The 16,345-nt window shown below is 61.4% G+C and carries 13 protein-coding genes and 3 tRNA genes; 10 read left to right on the top strand and 6 right to left on the bottom strand.

Annotation, left to right across the window (positions count from 1 at the left end):
- Window positions 1-441 precede the first annotated feature (441 nt).
- The 4 genes from msrP (at window position 442) to ACHWUQ_RS21950 (ending at window position 4,376) form a co-directional block, all read left to right on the top strand.
- The gene (gene msrP / locus ACHWUQ_RS21965) at window positions 442-1,422 is read left to right on the top strand and encodes a protein-methionine-sulfoxide reductase catalytic subunit MsrP (RefSeq protein WP_394682435.1); all 981 of its coding nucleotides are present in this window, start codon (window positions 442-444) and stop codon (window positions 1,420-1,422) included.
- 9 nt (window positions 1,423-1,431) lie between these two features.
- Window positions 1,432-2,070, top strand: coding sequence for a protein-methionine-sulfoxide reductase heme-binding subunit MsrQ (locus ACHWUQ_RS21960; protein ID WP_312409253.1), 639 nt, complete (start codon window positions 1,432-1,434; stop codon window positions 2,068-2,070).
- Between the two features lie 114 nt (window positions 2,071-2,184).
- On the top strand, window positions 2,185-2,895 hold the full coding sequence (locus tag ACHWUQ_RS21955; protein WP_133858915.1) for a response regulator transcription factor: 711 nt from the start codon (window positions 2,185-2,187) through the stop codon (window positions 2,893-2,895).
- Window positions 2,892-4,376 (top strand): sensor histidine kinase, encoded by a 1,485-nt coding sequence (locus tag ACHWUQ_RS21950; protein WP_394682434.1) that lies wholly within the window; start codon window positions 2,892-2,894, stop codon window positions 4,374-4,376. The genes ACHWUQ_RS21955 and ACHWUQ_RS21950 overlap by 4 nt, the downstream gene beginning before the upstream one ends.
- Before the next feature lie 125 nt (window positions 4,377-4,501).
- Here the strand turns inward: ACHWUQ_RS21950 and ACHWUQ_RS21945 are convergent.
- The 4 genes from ACHWUQ_RS21945 to ACHWUQ_RS21930 form a co-directional block, all read right to left on the bottom strand.
- A tRNA-Ser gene (locus tag ACHWUQ_RS21945) sits at window positions 4,502-4,592 on the bottom strand.
- Window positions 4,593-4,679: 87 nt separating this feature from the next.
- Window positions 4,680-4,770: transfer RNA gene (locus ACHWUQ_RS21940), tRNA-Ser, on the bottom strand.
- A 120-nt stretch (window positions 4,771-4,890) separates the two neighbouring features.
- Window positions 4,891-5,805: an SPFH domain-containing protein gene (locus ACHWUQ_RS21935; protein ID WP_230778027.1), complete on the bottom strand. Its 915-nt coding sequence runs from the start codon at window positions 5,803-5,805 to the stop codon at window positions 4,891-4,893.
- A 194-nt stretch (window positions 5,806-5,999) separates the two neighbouring features.
- On the bottom strand, window positions 6,000-6,440 hold the full coding sequence (locus ACHWUQ_RS21930; RefSeq protein WP_394682433.1) for an NfeD family protein: 441 nt from the start codon (window positions 6,438-6,440) through the stop codon (window positions 6,000-6,002).
- Between the two features lie 158 nt (window positions 6,441-6,598).
- Here ACHWUQ_RS21930 and ACHWUQ_RS21925 point away from each other — a divergent pair, with 158 nt between their 5' ends.
- The gene (locus tag ACHWUQ_RS21925) at window positions 6,599-9,157 is read left to right on the top strand and encodes an arginine/lysine/ornithine decarboxylase (protein ID WP_239812251.1); all 2,559 of its coding nucleotides are present in this window, start codon (window positions 6,599-6,601) and stop codon (window positions 9,155-9,157) included.
- Between the two features lie 103 nt (window positions 9,158-9,260).
- Here the strand turns inward: ACHWUQ_RS21925 and ACHWUQ_RS21920 are convergent, their stop codons facing one another.
- A complete protein-coding gene (locus tag ACHWUQ_RS21920; protein ID WP_394682432.1) occupies window positions 9,261-10,157 on the bottom strand; it encodes a DNA ligase in 897 nt (298 codons plus the stop codon).
- Between the two features lie 133 nt (window positions 10,158-10,290).
- On the bottom strand, window positions 10,291-12,021 hold the full coding sequence (gene msbA, locus ACHWUQ_RS21915) for a lipid A export permease/ATP-binding protein MsbA (protein WP_394682431.1): 1,731 nt from the start codon (window positions 12,019-12,021) through the stop codon (window positions 10,291-10,293).
- Between the two features lie 211 nt (window positions 12,022-12,232).
- Here msbA and tolB point away from each other — a divergent pair, with 211 nt between their 5' ends.
- From tolB to ACHWUQ_RS21890, 5 genes are all read left to right on the top strand, one after another.
- On the top strand, window positions 12,233-13,546 hold the full coding sequence (gene tolB, locus ACHWUQ_RS21910) for a Tol-Pal system beta propeller repeat protein TolB (protein WP_239812248.1): 1,314 nt from the start codon (window positions 12,233-12,235) through the stop codon (window positions 13,544-13,546).
- A gap of 58 nt (window positions 13,547-13,604) precedes the next feature.
- On the top strand, window positions 13,605-14,141 hold the full coding sequence (pal, locus tag ACHWUQ_RS21905; protein WP_239812247.1) for a peptidoglycan-associated lipoprotein Pal: 537 nt from the start codon (window positions 13,605-13,607) through the stop codon (window positions 14,139-14,141).
- 7 nt (window positions 14,142-14,148) lie between these two features.
- Entirely contained in the window at window positions 14,149-14,910 is a 762-nt protein-coding gene (gene ybgF / locus ACHWUQ_RS21900) for a tol-pal system protein YbgF (protein ID WP_394682430.1), read from the top strand.
- A gap of 1 nt (window position 14,911) precedes the next feature.
- Complete coding sequence (locus ACHWUQ_RS21895; RefSeq protein ID WP_369459115.1) at window positions 14,912-15,712, top strand: ThiF family adenylyltransferase; 801 nt, start codon at window positions 14,912-14,914, stop codon at window positions 15,710-15,712.
- Between the two features lie 74 nt (window positions 15,713-15,786).
- A tRNA-Lys gene (locus tag ACHWUQ_RS21890) sits at window positions 15,787-15,862 on the top strand.
- The last annotated feature ends 483 nt before the right edge of the window (window positions 15,863-16,345 follow it).

The raw sequence follows: 16,345 nt of genomic DNA, 5'->3' as shown, positions 1-16,345 counted from the left end.
ATTCAGTCCCGGCTGTGCGGCAAGCTTGTCATGGGCTACACCGCTTCCAGAAGATCGCTTTGATTGGTCTTGCATCGCTATCAACGGACGGGAATGCCCCCCCAGCTTGCACCAGGCAGCTTTTGCATCAGGTCCTCGACGTGCCTAACCGGGTTGTGTATCTTGTAGCGCTTGTCCGATAGCGCAGGCCGCTGCGGCCCTCGCAGAATAGGATGGCCTTTTGCCGTGCGGTGAGCTCCGCTTGCGCTGGCCTTGTCTGTGGGCTGCGCTTGGAAGCGCCGCCCACAGACGGCCCCCTCACTGGCCATTTATAACTTTTTGTTTAACAAATACTGAGCAGCGCTTGAAATCTTTGCGTTGCAGATGGTGTCTATTAGAGGTAACCGAGGCAGGCCCGCTGGCCTGCCTCATCTGCATCCACCCACTTCAGGAGCGATACCCATGCTGATACGTACTAACAACGCGGGCTTTGACCACGGCAGCAGCAGCGACATCACGCCTCAGCATCTGTATGTGAGCCGCCGCGAACTGCTCAAACTCGGCGCGGCAGGCGGTACGGCGCTGGCCGCAGGCGGGGCTTGGGCGCAAGCGGCCAAGTCCGATGGCACGCAGCCGATCAGCACGGTTCGCTCAACGGTGCCGGGGGCGATATCGATGGAGACGCCGACTTCCTTCCAGGATGCCAGCACCTACAACAACTACTACGAGTTCGGTTTGGACAAAAGCGACCCGGCGCGCTATGCCCACACCTTGCAGACCAGGCCCTGGACGGTGCGGGTCGAAGGCCTGGTCAACAAACCCAAGACCTTTGATATCGAAGAGTTGCTCAAGCTCAGCGCCCAGGAAGAACGCATTTACCGGCTGCGCTGTGTCGAAGGCTGGTCGATGGTGATTCCCTGGGTGGGATACTCGCTGTCCAAATTGCTGGCCCAGGTCGAGCCGCAAGGCAGCGCCAAGTATGTGGAGTTCGTCACCTTGGCCGACCGCAAGATGATGCCGGGCCTGAACAGCGGCGTACTCGATTGGCCCTACACCGAGGGCCTGCGCATGGACGAGGCCATGCACCCGCTGAGCCTGCTGGCCTTTGGCATGTACGGCAAGACCTTGACCCCGCAAAACGGCGCGCCGGTGCGCCTGGTGCTGCCCTGGAAATACGGTTTCAAAAGCGCCAAGAGCATTGTGACCATCCGCGTGGTCGAGAAGCAGCCCGGCACCGCCTGGAACAAGGCAGCGCGCAATGAGTACGGCTTTTACTCCAACGTGAACCCCGACGTGCCGCACCCGCGCTGGAGCCAGGCAACCGAGCGCCGCATCGGTGAAGGCGGTCTGTTTGCCAAGCGCCACAAGACCTTGCTGTTCAACGGCTATGAGGCCCAGGTGGGGCAGCTCTACGCTGGCATGGATCTGCGCAAAGACTACTGATACCTGCCCATGCCCAACTCCTCGCGTTTCTCGGCAAAGTCCGTACAGCGGCTGCTGCTGCACCTGTTGTGCCTGGTGCCCGCCGCCTGGCTGTTTTACCTGGCTGCCACTGATGGTCTGGGCGCCAATCCAGCCGAGGCGCTGTTGCGCTCGCTGGGCGACTGGGCCATCCGCTTTATCTGCTTTGCGCTGGCGGTCACCCCCTTGCGCCAATGGCTGCGCTGGAACGGGCTGGCAGCCTACCGCCGCATGCTGGGCCTCTATGCCTTCTTCTATGCGAGCCTGCACTGGCTGGCGTACGTAGTGTTTGACATGGGCGTGGACTGGTCCGCAATCGTCGACGATCTGGTCAAGCGTCCGTTCATACTGATAGGCACCCTGGCCTGGCTGATCCTGCTCGCGCTGGCCGTCACTTCGGTGCCCAGGATCATCCGGCGCATGGGCGGCAAGCGCTGGCAGATGCTGCACCGCGCGGTGTATGGCGCGGCTGCGTTGGCGGTGCTGCACTTCTGGTGGATGCGCGCCGGCAAGAACAACTTTGCCGAGGTGTGGTTGTACGGGCTCATCCTGGCTGGCTTGCTGGCGGCGCGCTGGGTGTTCCAGAAGCGCAAGCAGATGCAGGCGGCCGCCAAGGCGGCCCGGGCCTGACCAGCGACAGTCCGCTTCACACTTTTTTCGCAGCCGCTGCCTGCAGGCTCGATGGGCTGTTTGCAGCTGGCTGCCGATGCCAGCAGACCATCGCCTGTACCGCACAATGACAGCATGAATCCCAGCAAACGTATCTTGATCGTGGAAGACGATGCCCCCATCGCCGAGCTGCTGCAATTGCATCTGCGCGACGAAGGCTATGAAGTGGTGCACATGGCCGACGGCGATGCGGGCATGCAGGCCTTGGAGCGGGGCGGTTGGGATGCGCTGGTGCTGGATTTGATGCTGCCCGGAGTGGATGGCCTGGAGATCTGCCGGCGCGCCCGCGCGATGGCCTATTACGTGCCGATCATCATCACCAGTGCCCGCTCCAGCGAGATGCACCGCATCCTGGGGCTGGAACTGGGCGCGGACGATTACCTCGCCAAGCCGTTCTCGGTGCTGGAGCTGGTGGCACGGGTGCGCGCGCTGCTGCGCCGCAGCCAGGCCTTGGCGCAAAACGCCCGGCTGGATGCAGGGGTGCTGGTGCTGGGCAATCTGGAGATCGACCCGATATCGCGCGAGGTGAAAGTCGACGGCGCCCAGGTCGAGCTGACACCTCGGGAGTTTGACCTGCTGCATTTTTTTGTGCGCAACCCCGGCAAGGTGTTCTCCCGGTTTGACCTGCTCAACCAGGTCTGGGGCTACCGCCATGATGGCTATGAGCACACGGTCAACACCCATATCAACCGACTCCGGACCAAGATCGAAGCCGATCCTGGCAGCCCCAAGCGCATCTTGACGGTATGGGGCCATGGCTACAAATGGGCGGAGGAGACGCCATGAAGCTCGCATCCACCACCCTGGCCCAGCGCCTGAGCCTGGTCTTTGTGCTGCTGCTGTTGGCCTGCAGTGCGGCCACGGTCTGGCTGCAGATGCGGGTGTCGGACCAGCGCGAGCAAGAGGTGGTGCAGCGCCTGTCGCAGGATCTGGCCGCGCGCATTGCCCGCTACCCGGAACTGATGCGTGCCGACGGCCTGAATGCGGGCGCCAGCCGCGAGCTGTTTGGCAAGCTGATGCAGGTCAACCCGAGCGTGGAGGTCTATCTGCTCGACGACAGCGGCGCCATCCAGGCCTACGATGCGCCGCAAGAACGGATACTGCGCCAAAAGGTCGATCTGGAGCCCTTGCAGCGTTTGTTCAGCGGCGCTGCGCTGCCGGTATTGGGCGATGACCCGCGCAGCATGACGGAACGCAAAGTGTTCAGCGCAGCGCCGTTGATGCAGGGCGGCCAGCGGTCAGGCTATGTCTATGTGATCCTGCAAGGCCAGGGCCGTGACAGCCTCGCCGCCCGCGTCAGCAGCGACGGCGCGCTCCGCACTTTGCTCTGGTCACTGCTGGTCGTCGTGGTGTTGGGCGCGGTCGCAGCAGCGGTGGCCTTTGGCATGATCACCCGGCCACTGCGGCGCCTGACAGCAGCGGTGCAAGAGCTGCAAACCGATGGCCTGGCCGATCTGCCCCAAGCCCAGGCCAAGCTGCAAAAGGCCGCGCACGGCGGTGCCGATATAGCCTTACTCAGCCAGGCCTTTGCACAGCTGGCGCAGCGTACCTGGGAGCAGTGGCAAAAGCTGCGCACGCAAGACCAGCAGCGGCGCGAACTCTTCGCCAATATCTCCCACGATTTGCGCACGCCATTGACCTCCTTGCATGGCTATCTGGAAACCTTGCAGCTTAAGGCCGATGTGCTGTCGCCCGATGAGCGCCGCCGCTACCTGGGCATTGCACTGGACCAAAGCCGCAAGGTCGGTGACCTGGCGCAAAAACTGTTTGAGCTGGCACGCCTGGAATACGGCGTGGTCAAGCCCGAGCCCGAGCGCTTCTTTCTGCCCGACCTGCTGCAGGACGTGTTCCAGAAGTTTGAGCTTGCTGCCGAGGCCAAGGCGCAGCGCCTGCACGCCGTGATCGACCCGGATTTGCCCCCTGTTACCGCTGATCTGGGCATGCTCGAAAGGGTCCTCGTCAACCTGATCGACAACGCCATCCGCGCCACGCAGCAAGGCGGTGATATCCAGGTGGAGCTGCGTGCCGCAGAGCAGGGCCTTATCAGCGTGACGGTGCAGGACAACGGCCCTGGCATCCCCCCTGCGCTGCGCGACAGCCTGTTCGAACGCCCCACCTTGAGCCGCATGCACAGCCGCAGCGATGGGCGGTCCGGTGGCTTGGGCTTGATGATCGTGCACCGCATTCTGCAGTTGCATGACAGCTCGATTGAGCTGTTGAGCGGGGTGGGGGATGTGGGGGCGCGGTTTAGGTTTTATTTGCGCTAGGGCTACCGAAAAGCGTCACGCTCGAAACAAGAAAGGCTGCAAACCGAAATTTGCAGCCTTTGTTTTGTGCGCTATCTGGTAGCGCCAGATTCAAAAGCCCTTGCAGCGTTTGAACCGGTCATCTGTGGCGGAGAAGGCGGGATTCGAACCCGCGGTGGGCTATTAACCCACACACGCTTTCCAGGCGTGCGACTTAAACCACTCATCCACCTCTCCGCATGTTTTGTACGTTTTACATCCTGTGGTGGCCAGGAAATAAAAAGCCAAGCGTGGACAGCTTGGCTGACAATTTCACCTGTTGACTGGCGGAGAGGGCGGGATTCGAACCCGCGGTGGGCTATTAACCCACACACGCTTTCCAGGCGTGCGACTTAAACCACTCATCCACCTCTCCAGTCGGTGAAGCGTGTATTCTAGCCTGAAATTTGGCGGCTTCCGGCAAAGAGGGTGGTTGTTTGGAAAAAATGCAGCGCCTCCGGAAGGGTTGGCGCTGCATGCGCGCTGGCCAGGTTCTTTACTGGCCCTTGCCGGTCTGGATCATGCGCATGGCCGAGGTGATCAGGCTGGAGACCTCGGTCATGTTGCTGGGGACGACCAGGGTGGTGGTCGCGTCGCTGGCCAGCTTGCCGTAGGCATCGACGGCTTGCTCGGCCACCTTCAGCTGCACGGCTTGCTCGCCGCCTGGCTGGCGGATGGCGGAGGCGATGCGCTCCAGCGCTTGCGCGGTTGCATCGGCCACGGCGGTGATCGATGCGGCCTCACCCTGTGCCTTGTTGATGGCGGCTTGCTTCTCACCTTCGGAGCGGGCGATGAAGGCTTCGCGTTCGCCGGTGGCGATGTTGATCTGCTCCTGGCGGCGGCCTTCGGATGCGGCGATCAGTGCACGCTTCTCACGCTCGGCGGTGATCTGGGCTTGCATGGAGCGCAGGATTTCTGCCGGTGGCGTCAGATCCTTGATTTCATAGCGCAGCACCTTGACACCCCAGTTCAGCGCGGCCTCGTCGATGGCCGAGACGATCTGGGCGTTGATCATGTCGCGCTCTTCAAAGGTCTTGTCCAGCTCCAGCTTGCCGATCACGCTGCGCAGCGAGGTCTGTGCCAGCTGGGTGACGGCCATGATGTAGTTGGACGAGCCGTAGCTGGCGCGCATCGGGTCGGTCACCTGGAAGTACAGGATGCCGTCCACCTGGAGCTGCGTATTGTCGCGGGTAATACAGATCTGGCTGGGCACATCCAGCGGGATTTCCTTCAAGCTGTGCTTGTAGGCCACTTTGTCGACAAAGGGGATGATGAAGCGCGGGCCGGGGGCCAGGGTGCCGGCGTAGCGGCCCAGGCGCTCTTTGATCCAGGCGTGCTGCTGGGGCACGATCTTGACGGACATCGCGATGAAGATGATGGCGATGACAAATATGATGATGGCGACTTCCATGGGCTCTCCTCGTGTGGGCGCAGGCGTTCGGGCATGCGCCGGTTTTAGCGGTGATGGGCTGGGGACGGGCCCCTGGCTCAAAGGGCCTGGCCATTACACCATGCAGGTGTGGCGGGCCAAGCGGGTGGGGCGGGGCATGGGTTCGGCAGTGCCTGTTATCTATGTTTGTATGCCCCAGTGATTGCACGCGGTTCTTAGTGTGCGGCGGGGTCGGCAGGTTCCACCAGCAGGCGGTTGCCGTCCAGCCGCACCACGCGGTAGGCGCCGGGCAGCGCTGGGTGCTGGCCCAGCAAGGTGGCCGACCAGGGCGCGCCCCGGTAGCGTACCTGGGCGGTGCGGTCGGCATCCCAATGGTCGATATGGACCTGTTCGCCAATGTCCAGGTGCATGTCCTGATCGCGCTCGCCCGACAGCAGCGAACCACGGCGCTTTTGCCGCATATAGCAGGCCAGCACGGTGGCGGCGCCCACGACGGCGGCGATGAGGATCTGCGCCACTTCGCTGGCACCCAGGTGCGCAGCGATGGCAGCGGCGGCCATGCCGATCGCGACCATCAGCAAATACAGGGTGCCGGTGAGCAGCTCGGCGACAACGGCCAGGCCGGTCAGCAGCCACCACACGGTTGAAATCTCCATAAGTCCCCCTCGTTGGAATAGGTTTGTAGGCCGATTGTGCGATATGCCGACCAATTTTGCGGCAATTGATGCAGGATACATAAAAAGGGCGTGCAAATTCCGTACACTTCGCGGCTGTTTCGATTGTTTTACTGAGGCCCGCGGCTGCGGGAACGCCCATGAAGTTTCGCTTTCCCATCGTCATCATTGACGAGGACTTTCGCTCGGAAAACACTTCCGGCCTGAGCATCCGCGATCTGGCGCATGCCATCGAGGAGGAGGGCTTTGAGGTGCTGGGCGTGACCAGCTATGGTGACCTGAGCCAGTTTGCGCAGCAGCAAAGCCGCGCCAGTGCCTTCATCCTGTCGATCGATGACGAGGAGTTCCAACTGGGCGGCGGTGATGACCAGATCGTGCACAACCTGCGTGACTTCATCACCGAAGTGCGCCGCAAGAATCCGGATGTGCCGATCTACATCTACGGCGAAACCAAGACCAGCCGCCACCTGCCCAACGACATCCTGCGTGAGCTGCACGGCTTCATCCACATGTTCGAGGACACGCCCGAGTTCGTGGCCAAGCACATCCTGCGCGAAGCCAAGAACTACCTCGAAGGCATTCAGCCACCGTTCTTCAAGGCGCTGCTGGATTACGCCGAAGACGGCTCCTACAGCTGGCACTGCCCCGGTCACGGTGGCGGTGTGGCTTTCTTGAAGAGCCCGATTGGCCAGATGTACCACCAGTTCTATGGCGAGAACATGCTGCGCTCCGACGTCTGCAACGCTGTGGAAGAGCTGGGCCAGCTGCTGGACCACAACGGCGCGATTGGCGAGAGCGAGCGCAATGCTGCGCGCATCTTCAATGCCGACCACTGCTTCTTTGTGACCAACGGTACCTCGACCTCGAACAAGATGGTCTGGCACCACACGGTGGCGCCGGGCGATGTGGTGGTGGTGGACCGCAACTGCCACAAATCCATCCTGCACTCCATCATCATGACGGGTGCGATTCCGGTGTTCCTGAAGCCCACGCGCAACCACTTCGGCATCATCGGCCCGATCCATGAGAGCGAGTTCTCGCCCAAGACCATCGAGGCCAAGATTGCTGCGAACCCGCTGCTCAAGGGAGTCGATCCAAAAACGGTTAAGCCCCGTGTGCTAACCCTGACGCAATCGACCTACGACGGCGTGCTCTACAACACCGAGACCATCAAGCAAAAGCTCGATGGCTATGTCGACAACCTGCACTTTGACGAAGCCTGGTTGCCGCATGCGGCCTTCCACCCCTTCTATGGCAGCTACCACGCCATGGGCAAGAAGCGCGCGCGCCCGAAGCACTCGGTGGTGTATGCCACCCAGTCCATCCACAAGCTGCTGGCTGGCATCAGCCAGGCATCGCACGTGCTGGTGCAGGACAGCCAGACCCAAAAGCTGGACTTCAACCTGTTCAACGAGGCGTACCTGATGCACACCTCGACCAGCCCGCAGTACAGCATCATCGCCAGCTGCGATGTGGCCGCTGCGATGATGGAGCCGCCTGGCGGCACCGCGCTGGTGGAGGAGTCGATCCTGGAGGCGCTGGACTTCCGCCGTGCGATGCGCAAGGTGGACGAGGAATTTGGCGAGGACGACTGGTGGTTCCAGGTCTGGGGCCCCGAAGCCCTGGCCGATGAAGGCGTGGGCTCGGCCCAGGACTGGATCATTCGTGGCCCGGATGCATCGCGCAAGACCAAGGGCAAGAACGGCAAGGAGTTCGACAACTGGCACGGCTTTGGCGATCTGGCCGATGGCTTCAACATGCTGGACCCGATCAAGTCCACCATCGTGACGCCCGGGCTGGACCTGGACGGCGACTTCGACGAGACCGGCATTCCCGCGTCCATCGTCACCAAGTACCTGGCCGAGCACGGCGTGGTGGTCGAGAAGACCGGTCTGTACTCGTTCTTCATCATGTTCACCATTGGTATCACCAAGGGCCGCTGGAACACGATGCTGACCGCGCTGCAGCAGTTCAAGGACGACTACGAGAAGAACCAGCCGATGTGGCGCATCCTTCCCGAGTTCTGCCAGCAGCACAAGCGCTATGAGCGCATGGGCCTGAAGGACCTGTGCCAGCACGTGCACCAGCTCTATGCCAAGTACGACATCGCCCGTCTGACCACGGAGATGTACCTGTCGGACCTGACGCCAGCGATGAAGCCTTCGGACGCGTTTGCGCACATCGCGCGCCGCAAGACCGAGCGTGTGGAGATCGACCATCTGGAAGGCCGCGTTACCGTGGGTCTGGTCACGCCTTACCCACCCGGCATTCCGTTGCTGATCCCTGGCGAAGTCTTCAACAAGAAGATCGTGGACTACCTCATCTTTGCGCGTGAGTTCTCCAAGCTCTGCCCAGGTTTTGAGACCGATATCCACGGCCTGGTCGAACTGGTGGACGAAGAAAGTGGCGAAGTGCGCTACTACGCGGACTGCGTCGCGATGGATGCCAGCGACCAGGCGATGCAAACCCAGGTGGTTTCTGCCCCGGTGGCATCTTCGAAGAAGCGCAGCCCCATGCTGGAAGGCAAGGCGCCCGCATCGTCGGCCAAAAAGCGCAGCACTGCTGCGATGAAGAAATCGCTCAACGCTGAAAAGCCCCTGGGTGATGCCAGCGAAGGTGTGGTGTCGCCCGTGGCCAAGACGCCGCAAGCGGCGCCCAAACCGCGCCGTGTGGCCAAGCCACGCACGCCCAAGGTCTGATCGGGCAGGGGCGTAACTGCGGGGAATTTTGAGTCCCTTGCTTTACGCTCGCCTCACCTCCAAAGCAGCGCAATGCGCTGCTTTTTTTATGCGCGTTCGTCGCTCATGGCGTGCTTGCCACGTCGCTTGCCGGGGAGGGTGGCATGCCTTCTTCACGCATGCGCCAAAAGCTGGCAAAGCGTGGCTTGCCGCTGTCGTGCACGCCACGGTAGCGGTAGGTGACCCAACTGCCGATGGCGGGCGGATCGCGGCGCTGCGCATCGCTCAAACCGCTGCCCAGTTTGAAGTCAATGCCATCGGCAGTGCGGACCAGCAAGGCGCCAGTCATCCCTTCGTATTTGCCGCGTCCCGGTGCATGCCCTACCACCTGGGCTTCGGCATCCTCATGCGGTTTGAGCTTGAGCACATCGCCGCTGCGTCCACTGCGGTAGGCAGCGCTGGCCTTGTGCAGCATCAGCCCTTCGCCACCTTCGCGCACGATGCGCTGCATCTGCGCCCTCAGGCGGGCTTCGTCGCTCTCCCGCCATTGCGGCGTGGCCTGTACCCAGGGCTGCTGCACAGCGTCTACAAACTGCGCAATGGCCTGCAGGCGCTCGGTAAAACTGCCGGGCGTGGCAGGCGCATCAAACACCATGAAGTGCAGGGCTTGCCAGTCGGCATCCGCCGGCGTGGCTTTGCTGGTGATGGACTGGGCGCGTGCAAACTGGCCGCGCCCGGCCCATAGCTCACCCTCCATCGGCGTGGCTGGCCAGCCAGCGGTGTACCAGGCCGGGGCGGCAATGGCTGTGCCTTGGCGGGTCCACAGGGCTTGGCCATCCCAGTAGCCGCGCACTCCGTCGTATTTCTCACTCACCCAGTACTGCTGCAGATCCAAGCCACCGGGGTATTTTTGCGCAAGCCACAAGGCTGGCTTGTTGCTGGCATGGGTTAGTACTGCCCAGCAGCAGAGCACGGCGGCCAGCCAGAGCTGGCGCCAACTGGGTAAGAAACAACTACGCATGCAGCCCCCTCCAAATAGCGACCGGGATGGTCGTCTATCAGCATGCTAGCGGCGATAGCGCAAGGCTGTCACCCGCGGCTGTGGTTCTGCGCGGTAAGCAGATGTTGGGGCCTCCTGCTGAGGCCCCGTGGGTTCAGTGGGGGCGCGACTGCAGGCGTGCGTACAGGCCGCCCAAGTCGATCAGTTCCTGGTGCGTACCTTGCTCCACGACCTGGCCGCGCTCCATCACCACCACACGGTCGGCATGTTCGATCGTGGACAAGCGGTGGGCAATGACCAGGGTGGTGCGGCCCTGCATCAGGCGCGAGAGGGCTTCTTGCACCAGACGTTCGGACTCGGTGTCGAGGGCCGACGTGGCTTCGTCCAGGATCAGGATCGGCGCATTCTTGTACAGCGCGCGGGCAATGGCCAGGCGCTGGCGCTGGCCGCCCGACAGCTGGTTGGCATTGTGGCCGACCAGGCTGTAGATGCCCTGCGGCTGGCGTTCGACAAAGTCCTGCAGATTGGCAGCAGCCAGGCATTCGAGCAGGCGTTTTTCGTCCACATCCTGGCCCAGCGCTACATTGGCGGCGATGGTGTCGTTGAACATCACCACGTCCTGGCTCACCATCGCAAACTGGCTGCGCAGGCTGTGCAGGTCCCAGTCGCCCAGCGCCACGCCATCAATGCTGATCTGGCCCTCGCTGGGCTCCACAAAGCGCGGCAGCAGGTTGACCAGCGTGGTCTTGCCGGCGCCTGACGGGCCGACCAGCGCCACCACTTCGCCGGGGTGGATGGTCAGGCTCAGGTGGCGCAGCGCCGGGGCCTTGTCTTCACCAAACCCCACGCTCACATCTTGCAGCGCAATGGCCCCACGTGCTTGTTCCGTCTTGTAGCCACCGCCCTGTTCGGGCGGAATTTCTTCGAGCAAGCCCAGTCCGCGTTCCAACGCAGCTACGCCCCGGGTCAACGGGTTGGCCACATCGGCCAGGCGGCGGATGGGTGCAATCAGCATCAGCATGGCGGAGATAAAGGCCACAAAGCCGCCGACGGTCACATCCTTGGCATTGATGCCGGTGGTGCGGCTTTGCCACAGCGCAATGCAGATCACCGCAGACAGTGCGACGGCGGCCAGCAGCTGGGTGAGAGGCGTCATCGCTGCCGATGCGATGGTGGCCTTGATGGCCAGCTGGCGCAGCTTGCGGCTCAGAATCTGGAAGCGGCCCGACTGGCTGGCCTGGGCGGCGTGGATGCGCACCATGCGGTGGGCCAGCACGTTTTCTTCGACCACATAGGCCAGCTCATCGGTGGCCTGCTGGCTGGCCTTGGTGATGTGGTAGAGGCGCTTGGAGAGCTTCTTCATGATCCACGACACGCTGGGCAGCAGCACGGCGACGATCAAGGTCAGCTGCCAGTTCAAGTAAAGCAAATACATCAACAGTGCAATGACCGTGAAGCCATCGCGCGAGAGCATCAGCAAGGCCTGCACGATGAGTGTGGATCCGTTTTGCACCTCATACACCACGGTGTTGGACAGCGCACTGGCCGATTGCTTGGTAAAAAGGCCCAGGTGTGCATCGAGCACCCGGCCGAAGAGGTTCTCGCGCAGGCGCATCATGCCGTCATTGGCAATGCGTGCGAGTGCGTATTGGTTGATGAACTGCGCCAGACCTCGGATGAAAAAGACGCCGACGATGGTGACCGGCACTGCCCACAGCGGCAAGGTGCCACCGGTGAAGCCCTGGTCCAGCAAAGGCTTGAGCAGTGCGGGAATAGCCGGCTCGGTGCCTGCTACCACGATCGTGGCCAGGATCGCCAGTACCCAGGTCCAGCGTTGGTAGCCAAAGTAGGGGGCCAGGCGCGACAGGCGTGCGCGCAGTGGCATCTGCGCAACGCTAGCGGCCGGATTGTGGCCTTCAGCGCCCGCTGGCGCGTCAGATGCACGTGCAGAAGATGGTTTTTCAGTTGTGGACATGTAGAGGTGATTCTAAAATGCACGGCTGTCGACGTTGAACGATAATAAAGAATTTGTGGGGTGTGTAACATCCTGCAGCCTTCAGGGCTTGTCATGCATAGCGCATTTATGATGGTCGGTAATGACTAAAACTCGCTTCCCATCTCTTCTCTCGGAGGCGGCCAAGCCGCTATTCCATCGTCGTCACGTTCTAGGTGCTGCACTCGCAGCCCCTGCAGTTCCCGCCCTGGCGCAGTTCCGGGTTGAGATCAGTGGCGTTGGCATCAAGCAAATCCCCATCGCCTTGCCCAAGTTCCGGGGCGAAGATGCGTCGCCGCAAAAGATCTCTGCCATCGTGCAGGCCGATCTGATCCGCAGCGGTCTGTTCAAGCCGGTCGATGCTTCAGGCGAACAACTCGATGAGAGCTCGCGTCCCGATGTCGCCAAGTGGTCGGCCGCAGGCGCCGAGTACCTGTCGGTCGGTAGCGTGACCCGGGGCGCCAATGGCTTTGATGTGCGTTTTCGTCTGTGGGATGCTGTCAAGGGCGCCGACATGGGCGGTCAGAGCTACAGCGTGCCGCAAGCCGATTTGCGCTTGGTGGCGCACAAGATTTCGGACTACATCTACGAAAAGATCACCGGCGAAAAAGGCGTGTTCTCGACCCGCATCGCCTACGTGACCAAGGCCGGCCCCCGCTACACGCTGTGGGTGGCAGACTCGGACGGTGAGAATGCACAGTCGGCACTGGCCAGCCCAGAGCCCATCATCTCGCCCACCTGGTCGCCCGCCGGCACGCAGCTGGCCTATGTGTCTTTCGAGTCGCGCAAGCCCGTGGTCTATGTGCACGAGGTCTCGTCCGGCCGCCGCCGCCTGATCGCCAACTTCCGGGGCTCCAACAGCGCACCGGCCTGGTCGCCGGATGGCAGCACCTTGGCGGTCACCCTGAGCCGCGATGGCGGCTCGCAGCTCTATACCATCCCTTCGAGCGGTGGTGAGCCTCGCCGTCTGATGCAAAGCAGCGGCATTGACACCGAGCCTACCTATTCGAAGGACGGCCGCTATATCTACTTCGTCAGCGACCGTGGCGGTGCGCCGCAGATCTACCGCGTAGGCGCCCAAGGCGGCAACGCCGAGCGCGTCACGTTTAGCGGGTCCTACAACATTTCTCCTTCCATCAGTCCTGATGGCAAGACACTCGCTTACATCACGCGCGCCGGTGGTGGATATAAATTGCAGGTCATGGATCTGGCTTCCGGAACTCCAGTGTCGGTCACAGACACCACAAGTGATGAAAGCCCCAGTTTTGCTCCGAACAGCCGACTCATCGTCTATGCAACCCGCGAAGGCGGTCGTGAAGCCCTCATGACCACGACGCTGGACGGCAAGATCAAAGCACGACTGGCAGGGCAGAGCGGAGACATACGGGAGCCCGATTGGGGCCCATACCAGCCCTAAGATTGGTTTTGGCGAGTCAATTATTTTTATACGAGAAAATCGTTTCGGAGAGTTATACATGTTGTCATTGAAGAAAGCTTCGTTGGCCCTGGTGGCCGCTGCCGTGTTGGCTGGTTGCAGCTCTGCACCTCCTCTGGATAACGCACCTGTCGAAGACAAGGGTGGCGTTACCGCCGGTCAAGGCGCTGGCACCGGTGGTGCAGGCCAAAGCACGGTGCCAGGCGTTGACCTGAACAGCAGCGCAGCCAACGGCCAAGGCCCCGTCGGCGTTGCACGCATTGTTTACTTTGACTTCGACAGCTACTCGGTCAAGCCAGATGCACAATCGATGCTGGATGCACACGCACGCTTCCTGAAGGCCAACCCGTCGCGCAAGGTCATGCTGGAAGGCAACACCGACAACCGCGGTGGCCGTGAGTACAACCTGGCCCTGGGCCAAAAGCGTGCTGAGGCCGTGCGCCGTTCGCTGACCGTGCTGGGCGTGAGCGACAGCCAACTCGAAGCCGTGTCGTTCGGCAAGGAAAAGCTGGCTGCTGAAGGTAACTCGGAAGATGCGCACGCCCAAAACCGCCGCGTTGAACTGAACTACCGTTAAAGGCTCCATGAACCTCACTCGCAGTACTCCCCGTTGGATTGCATTGGCCGCATTGATGGCCTGTGCAAGTACCTCCCAGGCCGCTTTGTTCGAAGATGGCGACGCACGCCGCGCCATCCTTGAGCTGCGTCAGCGCGTTGATCAGCTGACGCAAGGCAACAACCAAAATGGTGAGGACACCTCGCAAGTGCGTCGCAGCCTGCTGGACTTTCAATCGCAGATTGAATCCATGCGTGGAGAGATGAACAAGCTGCGTGGCGAAAACGAAACTCTGCGACGTGAGGTTGCCGATCTGAAGCGCGGTCAGACTGATTTGGCCAAGGGTGTTGAAGCCCGGCTCCAGCAGTTTGAACCCGTTTCGGTCACTGTGGATGGGCAGGAGTTCAAAGCTGACCCTGCTGAAAGGCGAGATTTTGAAGCCGCCCTGGGCGTGTTTCGCACCGGCAAGTTTGCCGATGCTGCTGGCGTGTTCAGCAGTTTCATCCAGCGTTATCCCAAGAGTGGCTACGTGCCCTCGGCACGCTTTTGGCTGGGCAATGCGTACTACGCTACCCGCGACTACAAGCCTGCCATCGATAATTTCAAGCTGATCCTGGCCCAGGCGCCCGAACACATGCGTGCGCCTGATTCGGCACTGTCGATTGCCAATTGCCAGATCGAGCTCAAGGACACCAAGGCTGCCCGCAAGACCTTGGAAGACCTGATTGCTGCCTACCCGCAAAGCGATGCGGCGACGGCGGCCAAAGAGCGCCTCTCCAAGCTGAAGTGATATGAGTGCACCGTCTCCATCGGCGCCCGATCGGCAGGACGCCGAGGTGGACGTTGACACGCAAAGGCGCTTTGGCGGCTTGGACCGCCTGTTTGGTGTCGGGCCGGCCGCGCAAATGCGCGCAAGCTGCATCGCCGTGATCGGCATCGGGGGCGTAGGCTCCTGGACGGCCGAAGCGCTGGCTCGAAGTGGAGTTGCCCGCCTTCGGCTGATCGACCTGGACAATGTGGCCGAGTCCAACATCAACCGGCAGATCCATGCATTGACCGACACGATTGGCATGGCCAAGGTCGATGCGATGCGCGAGCGCATCCGCCAGATCAACCCCCATTGTGTCGTCGAGGTGGTCGAAGACTTCCTCACCGCCGAGAACTGCGCTGCACTGCTTGACGGCGTCGACGGCTTTGTCGATGCCTGCGACCAGGTGCGTGCCAAGGCCGCGATGGCCAACTGGGGGCGGCGCAACCAGCGGCCTTTTGTCTGCATCGGTGCGGCGGGCGGCAAGCGCCTGGCATGGAAGGTGGAGCAGGCCGACCTGTCGCAGACGACGCACGACCCTTTGCTTGCCCAGGTGCGCTACCGTCTGCGCAAAGAATATGGCGCCCCCAAGGATGGCAAGAAGATGAACGTGGCCTGCATCTACAGCCAGGAAGCCGTTGCCGGCCCTGATCCTTCTTGCGCAGTCGATGGTGATGGTTCGCTGAACTGCCACGGCTATGGGTCGTCAGTGGCGGTGACCGCAACCTTTGGTATGTGCGCTGCGAGCTGGATTCTGGAAAAATTGGCGCATTCCCAAAAATGACAAAAAACCTACGCTATAATCTAAGTCTGTTGTGAGCAAGACCTCTTCTTAGGAATTTGTCAAGCAAACGCGGCGGGTCTTTAGCTCAGTCGGTAGAGCAGCGGACTTTTAATCCGTTGGTCGCGAGTTCGAATCTCGCAGGACCCACCAAACATTGGTTATAGGAATCAAGCCCTTGCGCAAATCGCGCAGGGGCTTTTTTTTGTCTGTTGTTCCGCAATCTCAGGGAATATTCCGCAATCTGTCGGTTGGCTTTGCAGCTGCGCACGCACTCAGACAGAAAAAAAAGCCACCGGCTAGGATGGCTTAAATGCCCGCAGGGTACGGGCGGGAGGGATCTCTGCAAAGGGCTGATTCGTCAGCAATGCCAATGACTTGCGACGATCGTAAGCAAGCATCTGGGTGGGAGTTTGTCTCTCCTGTGAAGCTGTATGTAACTCTTTGAAACTAAACCGTTGGCCCGCGTTCATCGCTTCCGGCCTAGTGGCTTGAGCTTTTGCAACGGGTATTTCTGCTGCCGCGTGTTTCATGGATTCCGTTCGAGCGTAACCGCGCCATGTCATCCGCATGTTTCCATGGCCGGTCTTGGCGGAGACAAGGCACTGTGCTGCGGGATCCCAGCGTCCATATGCC

This window comes from uncultured Comamonas sp. (genome assembly GCF_964277875.1).
In the GTDB taxonomy this organism is placed as follows: Bacteria; Pseudomonadota; Gammaproteobacteria; order Burkholderiales; family Burkholderiaceae_C; genus Comamonas; species Comamonas sediminis.
Note: the sequence above shows the minus strand (reverse complement) of the source record. Positions and strands in the feature narration are given on the sequence as shown.

Bases quoted from the DNA above. Each gene is read 5' to 3' on its own strand.
- msrP (WP_394682435.1), top strand. From the start codon at position 442: ATGCTGATACGTACTAACAACGCGGGCTTTGACCACGGCAGCAGCAGC.
- ACHWUQ_RS21960 (WP_312409253.1), top strand. From the start codon at position 1,432: ATGCCCAACTCCTCGCGTTTCTCGGCAAAGTCCGTACAGCGGCTGCTG.
- ACHWUQ_RS21955 (WP_133858915.1), top strand. From the start codon at position 2,185: ATGAATCCCAGCAAACGTATCTTGATCGTGGAAGACGATGCCCCCATC.
- ACHWUQ_RS21950 (WP_394682434.1), top strand. From the start codon at position 2,892: ATGAAGCTCGCATCCACCACCCTGGCCCAGCGCCTGAGCCTGGTCTTT.
- ACHWUQ_RS21935 (WP_230778027.1), bottom strand. From the start codon at position 5,805: ATGGAAGTCGCCATCATCATATTTGTCATCGCCATCATCTTCATCGCG.
- ACHWUQ_RS21930 (WP_394682433.1), bottom strand. From the start codon at position 6,440: ATGGAGATTTCAACCGTGTGGTGGCTGCTGACCGGCCTGGCCGTTGTC.
- ACHWUQ_RS21925 (WP_239812251.1), top strand. From the start codon at position 6,599: ATGAAGTTTCGCTTTCCCATCGTCATCATTGACGAGGACTTTCGCTCG.
- ACHWUQ_RS21920 (WP_394682432.1), bottom strand. From the start codon at position 10,157: ATGCGTAGTTGTTTCTTACCCAGTTGGCGCCAGCTCTGGCTGGCCGCC.
- msbA (WP_394682431.1), bottom strand. From the start codon at position 12,021: ATGCCACTGCGCGCACGCCTGTCGCGCCTGGCCCCCTACTTTGGCTAC.
- tolB (WP_239812248.1), top strand. From the start codon at position 12,233: ATGACTAAAACTCGCTTCCCATCTCTTCTCTCGGAGGCGGCCAAGCCG.
- pal (WP_239812247.1), top strand. From the start codon at position 13,605: ATGTTGTCATTGAAGAAAGCTTCGTTGGCCCTGGTGGCCGCTGCCGTG.
- ybgF (WP_394682430.1), top strand. From the start codon at position 14,149: ATGAACCTCACTCGCAGTACTCCCCGTTGGATTGCATTGGCCGCATTG.
- ACHWUQ_RS21895 (WP_369459115.1), top strand. From the start codon at position 14,912: ATGAGTGCACCGTCTCCATCGGCGCCCGATCGGCAGGACGCCGAGGTG.